Here is a 14,483-nt window from a genome sequence, read left to right on the forward strand (position 1 = left end):
AATGTCTTGTTATCAAGTTAAAATGTCTTGTTATCACGTTAAGGTGAGAGGTTCGCACACCCTTTGTAGAGCGGGATTAGCGTAGTTCGTATTTGTGTAACATGGCTTGTTGTTGCGCTGCAATTTCTGCCACTTGTTCCGAACTTTTTACCATCGCATCGAGTTGAAGTTTTGTGCGCTCACTTTGATCAGAAATGTGAGTGATAGCCTGAGAAACATCAGCCGTGGCGCGCTCTTGCTCTTCCGTTGAAAGTGAAATCTGTGTCACTCGGTCCTGTATTTGTTTTACTGCATTATTAATATCAGTAAATGTGAGCTTAACCTCTTGGCTCGATTGTAACGCATGCGTCATTTCCTCTCGGGATTCGTCGACGGCATTACGAGAACGCTCTGCAGCAACGAGTAACTCGTTCATCCTTTCACGAATATTGGTCGTTTGCTCGGACGTATCACGGGCCAACTTACGCACTTCATCTGCAACGACGGCAAAACCTCGACCTTGCTCCCCTGCACGTGCGGCTTCAATAGCAGCATTAAGAGCAAGTAAGTTAGTATTGTCTGCAATTCCACTAATCATATCTACCATCTCGCGGATTTGTTTTACTCTTAAATCCAACTCTTGCATTGATTGCTCACTGGTATTTAATGAGTGCGCAAGTGACTCCAAACGATCGCGGTTTTGTTCGACAGCTGCAACACCGACTCGCGTACATTCTGTTGCTCTAACGGAGTCCTCTTGAGACGATGCAGTAATGGTTGCTATTTCACGTATGGCAGCCTCTAACTCAGTAATTGTCGTCACCATGGAGACTAATGCCTCGTTTTGAGTCGTGAGTCCTTGATTGGTTTGCTCTGCGGCTTCATGGCTTATCTCTGCCGTTTGATAAAGCGTTTCGCAATTCTGTGTGACTACCGAAATAGAATCGTTGGTTGAGTCAATAACTTGATTTAGCTTCGCGGATACCTCTTTTAACTCCTGCGGGCCCTCTAATTTCGCTTTTTGGCGTAAGTTAAACTCGGTAAGTAACGTCAGACTAGTCTTGACCGAGTTTAGCCCGCGATATATCCAAACTCTTAGTCCAAACCACGTGAGTAAAATCATCAGAGAGATAATGCTCGCCGCGACGAGAACGACAGTACTGACGGTTTCTATCGTGTTATGCACTTGCGCTTCTTTTTCTGCAAGTAAGGTGGAGGCCGATTGAGAAATTTGATCGAGGAGCTGCATGATTTCATCGGCAAGCTGAGAAGCTTGATTAAAATCCCTTTGCTGTAGCTCGCTTTGCTCAAGTTTAGATAGAATCAAATGCAGAATCCCCTGCTCTTCAAAACCGTTCTGTACCATTTCATACGAAGCGTTAAGGCTTGTATATTCAGTGACTTCAGGGTGTAGTGCTTTAAAGTCTGCATAGGCCAACTCAATGCCTGCAATTCGATTATTCATCTCACGAAATTTTTGTTTGGCGCTGGTTAGATCGGTTTGCATCAATAACAGGAGGAACGTACTTTCCATTGAACTAGCAGATGCGATAAAACGATTTGCGGCATCAATAGAATTTGGATCATCACCACTTAAAAATGAGCTGATTCGACTCATCTCCGGTCCAATCGAACTTAACCCATACCGAAAGCCCCCTACAGCTGAGTCGACTTGGGTTTGAATCTCTACCACCGTCGATTGTTTGTTGAGTGTCGAGCTTGTTACTTGATGCAAGTGTTCAACTTTTTTAGCCAGTTCGTCCGTTAGATCAATAGAACCAGAGATATCCTGCACCAAGCCTTGGGTTTGCCCTGCTAAAACATCGATCTTGTTCTTTAATTCCGGAAGTCCTTGAGATTGTGTCTGCTGCACCCCGCTGTTTAATAATTTAACGATTTCCAGCACGTTTCTGGTTAACTTGGCGTTAGCCATCGCCATTGGCAATGTTTTTTGAGACAAATCATTAAATTGCTCGCCAATTTCATCCATTCCTTTGAAACTTGACGTAGAAAGCGCTATAACGAGTGCTGTAATAGTTAAAAATATTGCACTGATAGTCTGAACTAGTGAAAGTGATAAACGGAAGCGGTTATTCGTTGTCATAATCTCGCGGTTCTTTCTTGGGGTTTAAACGAACTCGTTGCAAATCCGATACATGGATGGAACGAGAGCAAATGTATCCCAATGGTAAAGAGTCGATATGACATTTGTGTTTCAATTGATAATTGCAAAAATAACGGGTGGGAATTTTGCGTCGAATTTATTTGTCTCTCATAATCTGTGGTCTGGTAACCGCATGTTCTTCAGCTCCCAAGCCAAATGAAGACACTACAGATGTTGTAAGCAACCATCAGGCCGCTTCGTCTCACCATAAGACTAAAAAACATAAACAAACCCTGGCAAATAACCCGGATCTATTGCGATTTTACAATGAATGGCATGGGACACCCTACCGTTGGGGCGGCACTAAAAAATCAGGCATTGACTGTTCAGCGTTCGTTCAAAAAGCCTTTGTAAAAGCTTACCAGTTGTCTTTACCTAGGACGACGAGACAGCAGTCGAAACAAGGCGTTAAGCTGAGTTGGGAAGAGGCGCAATATGGCGATTTAGTTTTCTTCAAAACGACACGCACCAATTATCATGTTGGTATTTATATCGGCAATAAGCAGTTTATGCATGTCTCAACGTCTAAAGGGGTGATGATTTCGAGAACCGACAACCCTTACTGGGCGTCTAAGTTTTGGCAAATACGTAGGGTGACACTGTAACCCCCCTTTGGGTGACGGGCTTTTGTTGAAGTCTATGACCAAGTCCGTATGACTTTATGACCTTATGACCTTATGACCTTGTTACCTTATGTGGTCGTGTAAATAACAATGCTAACCTTAGTCATACGTTGCAACAGCAGAATCAAACAAGTTTTTGACTAATGCAATGTATTCATCCAGAAACGCAATCTGCTCATTAGTTGCTTTTTTCGACCACACGCCTGCAAGTACCTCGCTTAAATCATCCACGACTGCGTCAGCTTCTTTAAGCAATTTGAATCGAACACTAGAGTGAAGTTCAGGGTTTTGCTCAAAAATCGCCATAATATTTGACGCGACCATGTCTGTAACGACATCTTCAATGCTTTCTGTGCCTGTATCACCGACTTCAGTAGCAAAGATATCTAAGTTAAATGACAAGTGCTCAATTAAAGCAAGATATCCATCAGTTTCTACGACCACTGTTTTTCTCCGATTACATTACTAAGCTGAATGGGTTCCATATTAAGACATGTTTAGAAAATTTCATTAACTTATTACTAAATATCAGAGATGGATTATTTAAGCGTACAAAAGTCACTCAACAGCCTCAGAAAATATGTCATCCTCATAAGTGCATGTTTGATTGCGGCCATTTTCTTTCGCGTTATATAAAGCGGAATCTGCGGCTTTTAACCAATGGATGTGATCGTCAAAATACGTTTTATACTCACAAACACCAATACTAATCGTATAGTTGATCACGCAGCCCTCGGCTTCTATGACTTCTTTTTCAATACGCTGCCTCAATCGTTCGGCAAAATAGTTTGCTTGCTCTTGATCCGTATTGGGTAGTAACACCGTAAACTCCTCACCACCAAAACGGCCGCAAATGTCACTGTTTCTCGCTGTTTTTTTCAGAATATTAGCAGTACGACGAATCACTTCATCTCCCGCTGGATGTCCATAATTGTCATTGACCTTTTTAAAATGGTCTATATCGAAGATAACTAATGTAGACGAGCGATCGATAACTTTAATTTGAGCAAACTCATCTTTTAATGCGCTTTCCCAATGGGCACGATTAAAGAGTCCCGTAAGACCGTCTTTTCGACTGATTTCAGAAAGGTGTTGATTCGTTTCTTTTAAGTGAATACGGCTTCTCGCGGTTTCTGATACATCATTAACCTGAATAGCGATATGGCTGACCTCTCCCGAAAGTGCTCGCAGTGGTGTAATTACGATATCCTGGAACATAAATTCATTGCTGTTAGAGACAGGAGAAAAGTTATTAAAACGAAACAGGTAAGGTCGATTTTCCCAACTAGAAAATGAACGAGTTTCGAGGTCTACAGAGGTGCGGATTTTGGTTTCGAGCCAGGAACGAGGGAGTTCATCAAAATGTTCAAACAAACATTGGCCAAGAATATCCTGCGATAAGACACCGCTGTAGGATTGCATAAAGCTATTCCAAACACAGACTTTGTTGTCACGATCGAGAACAATGAGCCCTGAATCCATTGTATCTAAGATTTGCGTGACCCAATGGAAATTGGCCATGTCCAGCGAGATATCGGACATTAGATTAACTCCATAATATCGTAAATAATTTCTACGGATGATCTGTCTAATAAAAACAGCACTTCACACTCAAAATCCAGTGATTCTGCCGTGTAAATATATTCGATGGTGAACAGTTCCCCTGACTCTACATTACCTTCACCATAGGCTGGTAACGAATCGATGATCCTAGGCTGGCGCAATGCAAAGGTTTTATCTAGCTGACTACCTAAAGAGGTTAAAAATGACGATACTAATAAATTCGACACATTCAAAATGATTTCGTTATGGTCAGTGAACGCTAAAAGATAGCCTAACCTTTCCCCAATTTGATTTATGTCTTTTCCTCTAAGGCAAACTAATGCTTCGCCATGAACTCCGCCTCCAACAAACCGCTGAGCAACGGCGACAGAACCATCACGGCCAATAACATCAACTAGCGTCATATGCAGTTCACCATAGGACAACGGACCAACATGAGGCACCGGAAGCTGGATAAATTCCTGAAGATGTTCCGCCATGATTGATGCGCCTTTACCTAACGCGATATTCGCGACTTCACGAAACTTAGACAAAGGCGTTGTTTCTTCTAACAAGGAATCAACGTCTGCTAAAGCTAATGTGGGTTTCTCGGCGTAACTTAGACCCAAGGTTTCATAAATAGGACTAATTTGTTCACTGGACAAGGGCTTGGCAATAAACGCAAAAGCGCCCAGTTCCATACATCGCTCTCTGGCTCCGTGCTGTACGTCTCCTGAGACGACGACGACTTTGGTGTTGTAAGCACTGACAGGTAACGCCTTTAACACCTCAAAACCATCCATTGTTGGCATGGTCAGATCGAGGAACAAAATATCGATATTTTGTTCCTTGAGAATGTTTAGTGCTTCATAGCCGTCGTGAGCTTCGATCAAACTCATTGAACTATTACGTACTATCGAGCGAGCAATCAGTTTTCTCGCAATAGTTGAGTCATCACAAATCAGTAACTTCATACTACCTATGGAACCAAAATCAAAAAAAGAAATAATACATGTTGAAAGATTTCATCTCTATATGCTAAGCGGAAATAACATCGACTTATTAGAGATTTGTTTCACATTTATACAAATTTTATGTTTTCTATTAAAGGTTTATACCTGAACTTTGTGCAATTTAGCGTCCATATTCTCATGAATGACCTAAACTAAAGGGGCTCAAATAAACACACGAGGTTTTGTATGTGGCAAGCAATATCGCAACAGCTCTCTGATACATTGTTGTTCGACTATCAAATCACGGAAAAAGTTCGACTTTCCGGTGGTGATATTAGTGAAAGCTATATGATCAATGATGGAGAACAGCGTTACTTTGTAAAAATTAATAGCCGCGACTTTCTGTCCAAGTTTCAGCTAGAGGCAGAAAGCTTACATCTACTTCGCGAAACTTCTACCCTGTTTGTTCCCGAAGTGGTGCTGGTCGGTAAAACGAAAAATTGCTCATTTCTGATTTTGAATTACCTACCCACGAAACCATTAGAAGACGCTAAAAATAGCTTCGAATTTGGTCAACAACTCGCCCGCTTACACCAATGGGGAGAGCAAAAAGAGTTTGGCTTTGATGCCGACAATTACATTGGCTCAACCTTACAGCCAAATCAGTGGCACAAAAAATGGTGTGTCTTCTTTGCTGAGCAGCGTATCGGCTGGCAATTGCAACTGCTAAAAGAAAAAGGGATCACACTCGTTGATATCGAAGACTTTATTTCTGTTGTGAAACAGAGTCTAGCGAACCACTCTCCTAAGCCGTCGTTATTGCATGGTGATCTGTGGAACGGTAATGTCGCGCTGACACCAGTAGGGCCTATCTGCTTTGATCCTGCGTGTTACTGGGGCGATAGTGAATGCGATATTGCAATGACAGAGTTGTTTGGTGGGTTTAAGCCTGAGTTTTACCAAGGCTATCAAGAGGTTAACCCAATACAGCTTGGCTATGATGAAAGAAAAGATATTTATAATCTTTACCATGTTTTAAACCACTGCAACTTGTTCGGTGGGCACTATCTTGAGCAAGCGCAGTGGATGGTCAACAAGATTATGTCTTATTGATTTCTAAAGGTTTATCACTAAATAGTGTAAAACATCGAGAGACATCACCTCAAACTCAGTCATCTCGTACCACGCTGAGTTTGAGGTCAAACTTTGTACTTATTTCGATTCCATTAACAACGTCTATGCCTAATATTTTAGTTAACGTACCTGTGCTGACTTGCGAATATTCTTGCCGAAGACTTGTAGAGATCGGGCCGAGTCAGTGAAAGAGCTATCTTCTCTCAGGTTACATTAACCCCAGTTCATCAGGAGTTGTTGTATGAAAAACTATACGGAAAGACATGTACAATGTCCTCATTGCGGACACTCTATCGGAATTACCTTAGATGCAAGTAATGGTGATCAAGAGTTTTATGACGATTGCCCGGCGTGCTGCCATGCTATTCATCTCAACATGCATGTCGATGAATTGGCAAACAAAGTAGAACTATTTGTCGACGATAACTATGAGTAGACTTTAGAATGAAGAGGAGCTTGCTTATTGCTCCTCTCGCTGTGAGCACTTTAAATTTTTCTTTCAGCTAACACGCGCTCGACAGTATCAACGATTGCCTGAGTCTGCGGGTCAAATTCAATATTGACTTTGTCTCCTGCTTTGCGACAACCAAACAAGGTTCTGTTTAATGTTTCAGGAATCAAATGAACAGAAAAGCGGTTTCCATCGACCTCACCAATCGTAAGAGAACAACCATCGATACCAATATATCCTTTCGCTAAGACATACTTCATGGTTTCTATTGGTAGCTCAAACCAAATGGTACGATTGTTTGGTGTATCGATAACACCAGTGATAGTCGCTACCTGACTAATATGTCCGGACATGTTATGGCCGCCAATTTCATCACCAAATTTAGCAGCACGCTCAACATTGACGTAATCCCCTTCTATTAGCTGACCAAGATTTGTCAGAGCCAGAGTTGCTTGCATCAAGTCAAAGCTAATACGATTACCCGCAATATTTGTCACCGTAAGGCAACAGCCGTTATGAGCGACAGACGCTCCAATCTCTATGCCTTTACTAAGGTCACCATCGAGTTCAATAACGTGCGTTTGAAATTGCTCTTTCTTATCGATACTCACGACTTTCGCTGTGCCCTGCACGATTCCTGTAAACATACTGTTTTCCTACTTACCTAGATATAAAGCTACGAACTTAATGTCATGCTACGATGTTAACGTTTACTCCACTCACAAGTAAACTTTGATTTACGCCATTCTGCATGAGCCCTTTCTCGAACTCAGTGAAAATACTGCGCATTTGTAGCCCAGTACTTCGAATACATGTGGCATATAAAGATACAATTGTTTATCATTTGCACGGAGCATATTTGAGGCATATTTCACCTTACCGTGGCTAAGCAAACTATCCGCTGGTCCACCTTACCTTTTTTGTCCTCTCGCTCTTCAATTATTCAACTTATTGTTCCGTTCTGGAGTATTGTGTGCATCACTATAAAGAAGAAGCATCAAGTCTTATCAAACTCTCGACCCCCGTATTGATTGCTTCTGTTGCTCAAACGGGTATGAGTTTCGTTGATACTGTTATGGCAGGAGGCGTCAGCGCGACAGACATGGCTGCCGTATCCGTCGCTTCAAGTATCTGGATGCCAACGATTTTGTTTGGTATTGGCTTACTAATGGCATTGGTTCCGGTTGTCGCTCAACTTAATGGTGCGGGTCGCCGTGTAAAAATACCTTTCGAGATACAACAAGGGATAGCTCTGGCCCTCCTTTTAAGCATTCCAACGATTGCCGTATTGTTTCAAACCCAGTTTATTTTGGAGTTGATGGACATTGAAGCACTACTCGCAGAAAAAACCGTTGGCTATATTCATGCGGTTACTTTGGCAGTTCCAGCTTTCTTATTGTTCCAGACCTTGAGAAGTTTTACTGACGGCATGTCACTCACCAAACCCGCTATGGTGATCGGATTTATCGGATTGTTGCTAAACATTCCTCTCAACTGGATATTTGTCTACGGAAAATTTGGTGCACCAGCCCTCGGTGGTGTCGGGTGTGGCGTGGCAACAACCATTGTTTATTGGATTATGTTTGCTCTGTTGCTGTTTTATGTCATGACTTCAGAGCGATTAAAAAGCATTGATGTATTTGGCGAGTTTCACCGTCCTCAATGGAAGGCTCAGCTACGATTGTTTAAATTGGGTTTCCCGGTTGCAGCGGCACTGTTCTTCGAAGTAACCTTATTTGCTGTCGTCGCTCTTTTGGTCGCTCCATTAGGGCCGATCATTGTTGCTGCGCATCAAGTTGCGATTAACTTTTCTACGTTAGTATTCATGTTACCGATGAGCGTCGGCGCAGCGGTGAGTATTCGAGTCGGACATAAACTGGGCGAAGAAAATGTTGAAGGCGCTAGGATTGCTTCACGTGTTGGTATCATTGTTGGTCTCCTATTGGCTATTGTCACTGCTATATTGACCATCGTATTCCGCGAATCTATCGCTCTTTTATATACCAATAATTCCGAAGTTATTGCACTCGCAATGCAACTGTTATTACTCGCTGCGATTTATCAATGTACAGATGCGGTCCAAGTCATTGCCGCTGGTGCGTTGCGCGGGTACAAAGACATGCGCTCTATATTCAACCGCACCTTTATCGCCTATTGGCTACTTGGCCTGCCTATGGGTTATGTGCTTGGTCGTACTGATTGGATTGTCGAACCGATGGGCGCGCAAGGCTTTTGGATCGGGTTTATCATCGGCCTGTCCTCTGCCGCGTTATTGCTAGGCGTGAGACTCCGCTGGATGCACAAACAGAAACCCGAAGTACAGTTGAACTTTTCGATTCAATAACAAAGATATCAAAGCCAGCAATCGCTGGCTTTTTCATAACAAACCGTATATCTCGCTTAATTGATCCTGTGCTTTTTATTAACTTTGCAGATATGACAAAGATTTGAGTGCGCGTATCCATACAAACTAGAATATTCAATAGTTGATGATGATCGGGATAGCTTGTGAGACTACTACTCTTTTTACCTATAGCTTCTATCGCATTGCTGGTAGGCTGCATCGATTTATTTTCCTCAGAGCAGGCCACGCTAGAAAAGTATCAGCAGCGGTTGGCAAATGTATTGGATGCAAAGGCGATTGAAATCACGCCAAAAGCGGCGATAACAATGCCTCCTCGCAGAGAATTGTTTCAACCTTTACCCCGGCTTTCGTTAGGCCTTCTCGAAAGTTTTCAGCTAAGACAGTGTGGGTTGTTTAGCCTGCTGGCAAACAAAAACTCCCAACTTGGAAAAGTTCAGGATGCGTTTCACGACCTTGATTACCAAACCAAGTTACTTAAAACATTAAATCATTGTCTTACAAACTTTGACCTAAGTCGTGATGAACGAACAAAACTAGAACACTTATACGCTCAAAAGTGGAAACACTTTCACGCACACCTCGATAACTTATTGCTCACAAGCCATGCGATGCAAAAACAACTCACTGCTTCAGATTGGCTTTCTGTAGATTCGAAAAACCAAGTGGCGCAGGTGGTAGAGGCTTTAAGTTTGCTTATCGATATGTATGCAGTACCGAATAAAGCCACGTCACGCTTACCTAATGTATCAGTAGTTCAATACCAAGAGGTGATAGAAAAGTCTCGAGCCATTGGGCGGCTTTACTACTCTCTCAAGAATACATCACTCTGGTTAACACAGATCACTGAGCTGTTAGAGTCAAACCAAAACAAGGTTATTTGCGGGAAGAATCGCGACACGACACGGTTTCGCTATTTAAATAATGTTTTTCAGACCATTTACGTAGATGAGGTTCAGCCATATTTGGCCTATTTAGACAGCACATATCAAGACTTGAGTAAAGCGACTCAATTAGTGGAAGAGAGAATGTCTGCTCAAGATCAACATTATGGACTGATTGAAGTCCACTCAACATTTAGGCAAGCAACACTGGAACATGTCAGATTCTGGCAAGGTTTATTTAAGCGCTGTGGCGTCAGTATCACGCCTACTCTTTGAGTCGCTCACGTAAAAAACGCGCAAATTTGGGTTTTCCGTTTTGAGTAAAGCCGTTATAGCGGAACGTCACGGTTGACCCAACTTTTGGCGGAGTGCGGCGTACTTCATCCGTAAAACCACTGCCGATGTAAAACTCTACCCCATTCGGCATTCTAACGTGTATCGCTCCCATCATCCCCAACAAGCGTCCCGTACCGGGTTTATACCCAATCACCATCGCTTCTGTGTCTTGATAATGTTTTAATTTGAGCAAATCACTACCACGACCAGCTTGATAACGACTGGAAACTTTACGCAACATCACCCCTTCACCATCAGCAGTTGAGATCTTATCCAGTTGACGAAATAAATGCGCTTCGTCCTGGATCACCCGATGCTCGACAAATTTAATATGCGATTCATCAAGCTCGAACACTAATTCTTTGATGTTGTAATAACGTTTACGATAATCCCCTGCGGAATATGGCATATCGAAAATCATAAAGTCGATGTCACGCCAAGCACGCTCTACTGGTGTTTTATCTAACACGGTTTGTTGAACAATGTGAAAATTACCTCTTCCAGCCCAAAGCTCACCATCTAAAGGATAATTTGGTAAAGACTCCGTAAACCATGCTGCGCATATATTCGGTTTCCATTTCGCGTCACCAAATGCTGCCCAGTCCAGTAAGCACGAATACCATCGAGTTTTTCACTGTACCAGTATTCCGATACATCGATGCCTTCCTGATAAGTTTCTGCAAGTGATACGTCTGGGTTAATATCCGTAATGGCAAACGTATCAGTGGAGGCGCCTGTGATTACGGCAAGTGCGATCAACGACATTTTTAATGGCATAAGGTCATCCTGTTCATTCAACGCGATCATTGAACCCTAACTGACACCATTAACCTATTTGTCATTATTTTTTATTCGAGCTAAACCTATCGCAGCGAGTAATGCAATGTAAGTTATTGGTTAAACTTTGGATCAAGGCTGCATAGTTAACAGGTTTCATAGCTCAACTACTTATGAGAATACTCTTCCCAATTTTTACGCATTTTTTCAATGGTTTCTTCAGGAACTTGGTGAATGCTCTGATACCCTCCCCGACAAATTCGCACTTCGACTTCAATACGTTTCTTTTTACAGTAGTCTAAATAGCACTTCATTTCCCACACACGTACAAATGTATTACTCACAATAACGTTAACGCCCCTACTTAACCATTTTCGTGTCTGGTTAAAGCACCAATCATGCGCTTGCGGCAGTAACATCGGCTCAAAATAATATTCGCCCGCTTGATTTTCAAAATACATATCAGCCTCGAAGTGCTTAGCCGGGAAATCGTTAAGCAACTGCTTGGCAAGTGTGGTTTTACCCGAGCCTGGAAGGCCTCGGATCAAGATCAACTTAGGGGTAGACATTTTTACGAAAACCGTGTGGCAAGGAAGAAACGTTAGACTGTAAAGACTTAAATGAAAAATGGAAGCCCAAAGTTGTTTTAGTACCATCCCCAAAAGAAAAATGCCGAGAGCAATGAGCTCTCGGCACAGACATAATAAGATTAAGTATCTTTAGTTGAGCTGAACATATCAATTATTGATAAGCAACAAGCTCCGTTCTAAGCCCTTTAACCAAGCTGACACACATAATTAGTAGAACAACAGTAAACGGCAGTCCTGTCGCAACAACACCTGATTGCAACGCTTGTAGAGCCTCTTTACCCCCGACCCAAAGCATGACAGCAGCAATGGCGCCTTCGATACACGCCCAAAAGATGCGCTGTGGAACCGGAGCGTCAATTTTACCACCAGCGGTAATGCTATCGATAACCAAAGATCCTGAGTCTGATGAAGTTATGAAAAAAACTAAAATCAGCATGATAGACAAGATCGAAATAGCTGAGCTATAGGGTAAATGATCATAGACATGGAATAAGGTTAAAGAGATATCCGTTAATCCATTAGTCCCAAGCTCGCCGATTTTGTTTACGACTTGATCAAGCGCGATACCACCAAAAATGGCCATCCAAACAATAGTAACGACGGTTGGAACGACAATAACTGCAAGAATGAATTCTCTAACTGTGCGACCTTTCGATACACGAGCGATAAACATGCCGACGAATGGCGACCAAGACACCCACCAAGCCCAGTAGAAAACAGTCCAACCTTGCATCCAGGTTTCATCTTCTCGACCATGAGGGTTACTGAGTGGAATGATGTATTCAATATACGCCTTGGTTGTATCAACGATTGAATCAATAGCGGTATCAAAAGTGATGAAGGTAATAAAGATAAGAAGTGCAAAAGCAACCACCATATTTATATTACTTAATAACTTCACACCGCCATCGATACCACGAATTACGGACAATACTGCAATAAAGGTAACAAACGTGATAACTATCATTTGAGTACCAATACCACCATCAAGACCAAACACATGGTTTATGCCACTCGTTGCCTGTTGAGCCCCTAAACCAAGTGATGTCGCCAAGCCGAACAATGTTGATAAAACAGCAAGGATGTCGATAACATGCCCTAACCACCCCCAAGCGCGATCACCAAAGATAGGGTAAAAGGCAGAACGAAGCGACAGCGGCAACCCCTTATTGAACGTAAAAAAGGCAAGAGCAAGCGCTACAAGGGCATATATTCCCCAACCATGGATACCCCAATGGAAGATGGTTGCGCCCATCGCTAATGATTTTGCTTCTTCTGAATATGGTACCGCGTTGAGAGGCATTCCCCACCAATCTGTAAAATATGCGGTTGGTTCGGCAACACTCCAAAACAAAAGGCCAATCCCCATACCAGCTGCAAATAGCATCGACAGCCATGACATTCGGGAATGATCAGGTGTCGCCTCTTTACCACCTAGTCGTATCTTTCCAAGAGGTGAAAGAAGAAGCACTAGCGCAAACAATACAAAAAAGTTCGCTGACCACATAAAAAATGCATCAAACTGCTCGATGATGCCGTTTTTCACGCCGTTTAAAGCGGTACGAGCGGTAACTGGGTCTACTAAAAGAAGTGAAACTAAACAAAGAACGATGAGACCTGCACTGATACCGAATACTGGGTTATGTATATCGAAACCCCATTTTTGAACGTTGTCCTGTCCAACTTGATAATCTGTGGTTTCGATACTGTATTTCTTAAATGCGTTATTATCCATATATACAAATTTAACGTTAATTTGAAACACTCCTCACATGAGAAGGATTTCAATACCGCCTCCATTAATTTGAGCTCTAATGACTTTAATTTGGCGAAGGAGTCTAACACTAATCACACATTTATGCAAAGTACGCAAATTTATTACATTTTTACGGCAAGTCGATACAAATGCAATCAACATCCGTCAAATTAATACTATGATGTCTAATTGTTTTTGAGGCGGGAGGGAGAATGAACAGTTATTTACTACGACTGGTATTATTAAAGCTTGCTATCAAAAAACGCATTGAGTCTGACTTCGGCTTAAATACAAAAACACCGGCCTTAACGTAAGCCGGTGTTTTCTTATAAGGTTTCTCGACTTGTACTTACAGGAAGTGTAGAGAAGCGTTTAATGAGAACGTATCAACATTATCTTTGTCGATAGTGTAGTTCATGTAACTTGCGCCAACAGATAGAGGACCAAAAATGAAGTACTCTGCACCAACGCCGTACATTAGATCGTAGTCGTCATCATCCTTGCCGCCTTTTACTTCTTTATCCCATTGGTGGATACCACCTTTCGCGTAAACATGCAGAGGACCAAAATCGATGCTTGGCTTAAGTGCCGCGTAGTAAGATGTCAGCTTAGTGTCTTGACCATCAACGTCGAATTTACCGTGTTGTGTCACACCCGCTTCAATACCGATGATAGGAAGGATACCAGTACCAACGTGAACAGAATAAGACGTATCCGTTTCACCTTTAAAGTCAGCTTGGCCAACCGATGCACCACCGTAAATCCAAGAATCTGCCATCGCTACAGAAGATGCGCTAAGAAGCGCCACTGCTAATAGAGTTTTTTTCATCATCTACCTTGTTCTCTTTTATAAATCCATACACTCACAAAATTGTAAGCGTCGGTACTGTAAACATAAGAGTGGCGAATAATTGCCACTCTAGTCCTTAAAA

The 14,483-nt window shown here is 42.3% G+C and carries 13 protein-coding genes and 1 pseudogene; 5 read left to right on the forward strand and 9 right to left on the reverse strand.

Going from position 1 to position 14,483, the window contains the following annotated elements:
* Positions 1–76: 76 nt before the first annotated feature.
* Positions 77–2,083 (reverse strand): methyl-accepting chemotaxis protein, encoded by a 2,007-nt coding sequence (locus SU60_RS03610; protein WP_041154359.1) that lies wholly within the window; start codon positions 2,081–2,083, stop codon positions 77–79.
* A 137-nt stretch (positions 2,084–2,220) separates the two neighbouring features.
* Here SU60_RS03610 and SU60_RS03615 point away from each other — a divergent pair, with 137 nt between their 5' ends.
* Entirely contained in the window at positions 2,221–2,748 is a 528-nt protein-coding gene (locus SU60_RS03615) for a C40 family peptidase (protein WP_041154360.1), read from the forward strand.
* Between the two features lie 117 nt (positions 2,749–2,865).
* Here the strand turns inward: SU60_RS03615 and SU60_RS03620 are convergent, their stop codons facing one another.
* The 3 genes from SU60_RS03620 to SU60_RS03630 form a co-directional block, all read right to left on the reverse strand.
* Positions 2,866–3,210 carry a DUF3802 family protein gene (locus SU60_RS03620; RefSeq protein ID WP_041154361.1) on the reverse strand — a complete coding sequence of 115 codons (345 nt, stop codon included), beginning with the start codon at positions 3,208–3,210 and terminating at the stop codon, positions 2,866–2,868.
* A 114-nt stretch (positions 3,211–3,324) separates the two neighbouring features.
* Positions 3,325–4,308 (reverse strand): sensor domain-containing diguanylate cyclase, encoded by a 984-nt coding sequence (locus SU60_RS03625; RefSeq protein WP_041154362.1) that lies wholly within the window; start codon positions 4,306–4,308, stop codon positions 3,325–3,327.
* On the reverse strand, positions 4,308–5,282 hold the full coding sequence (locus SU60_RS03630) for a response regulator (RefSeq protein ID WP_041154363.1): 975 nt from the start codon (positions 5,280–5,282) through the stop codon (positions 4,308–4,310). Before SU60_RS03630 ends, SU60_RS03625 begins: the two co-directional genes overlap by 1 nt.
* 225 nt (positions 5,283–5,507) lie before the next feature.
* On the opposite strand from SU60_RS03630, the gene SU60_RS03635 reads away from it, so the two are divergent.
* Positions 5,508–6,374 (forward strand): fructosamine kinase family protein, encoded by an 867-nt coding sequence (locus SU60_RS03635; RefSeq protein ID WP_041154364.1) that lies wholly within the window; start codon positions 5,508–5,510, stop codon positions 6,372–6,374.
* Positions 6,375–6,636: 262 nt separating this feature from the next.
* Complete coding sequence (locus SU60_RS03640) at positions 6,637–6,831, forward strand: CPXCG motif-containing cysteine-rich protein (RefSeq protein ID WP_041154365.1); 195 nt, start codon at positions 6,637–6,639, stop codon at positions 6,829–6,831.
* A gap of 50 nt (positions 6,832–6,881) precedes the next feature.
* On the opposite strand, the gene SU60_RS03645 is transcribed toward SU60_RS03640, so the two are convergent.
* Positions 6,882–7,493, reverse strand: a complete 612-nt coding sequence (locus SU60_RS03645; RefSeq protein ID WP_041154366.1) for a riboflavin synthase — start codon at positions 7,491–7,493, stop codon at positions 6,882–6,884.
* Between the two features lie 326 nt (positions 7,494–7,819).
* Between SU60_RS03645 and SU60_RS03650 the strand changes: the two genes are divergently transcribed.
* Both SU60_RS03650 and SU60_RS03655 read left to right on the forward strand, forming a co-directional pair.
* Positions 7,820–9,190, forward strand: coding sequence for an MATE family efflux transporter (locus tag SU60_RS03650; RefSeq protein WP_041154367.1), 1,371 nt, complete (start codon positions 7,820–7,822; stop codon positions 9,188–9,190).
* Between the two features lie 164 nt (positions 9,191–9,354).
* Entirely contained in the window at positions 9,355–10,368 is a 1,014-nt protein-coding gene (locus SU60_RS03655; protein WP_041154368.1) for a DUF3080 domain-containing protein, read from the forward strand.
* Here SU60_RS03655 and SU60_RS03660 read toward each other — a convergent pair.
* The 4 genes and pseudogenes from SU60_RS03660 to SU60_RS03675 all read right to left on the reverse strand — a co-directional run bounded on the left by SU60_RS03660 (position 10,358) and on the right by SU60_RS03675 (position 14,380).
* Positions 10,358–11,205: pseudogene (locus SU60_RS03660) on the reverse strand (DNA ligase). The gene SU60_RS03655 and the pseudogene SU60_RS03660 sit on opposite strands and share 11 nt — an antisense overlap.
* Positions 11,206–11,372: 167 nt before the next feature.
* Entirely contained in the window at positions 11,373–11,774 is a 402-nt protein-coding gene (locus SU60_RS03665; protein ID WP_041154369.1) for an ATP-binding protein, read from the reverse strand.
* Positions 11,775–11,946: 172 nt separating this feature from the next.
* On the reverse strand, positions 11,947–13,530 hold the full coding sequence (locus tag SU60_RS03670) for a BCCT family transporter (RefSeq protein ID WP_041154370.1): 1,584 nt from the start codon (positions 13,528–13,530) through the stop codon (positions 11,947–11,949).
* 370 nt (positions 13,531–13,900) lie between these two features.
* Positions 13,901–14,380 (reverse strand): outer membrane beta-barrel protein, encoded by a 480-nt coding sequence (locus SU60_RS03675; RefSeq protein WP_041154440.1) that lies wholly within the window; start codon positions 14,378–14,380, stop codon positions 13,901–13,903.
* Positions 14,381–14,483: the final 103 nt, after the last annotated feature.

Origin of the sequence: Vibrio mytili, assembly GCF_000830505.1 — a bacterium.
Classification (GTDB): Bacteria; Pseudomonadota; Gammaproteobacteria; order Enterobacterales; family Vibrionaceae; genus Vibrio; species Vibrio mytili.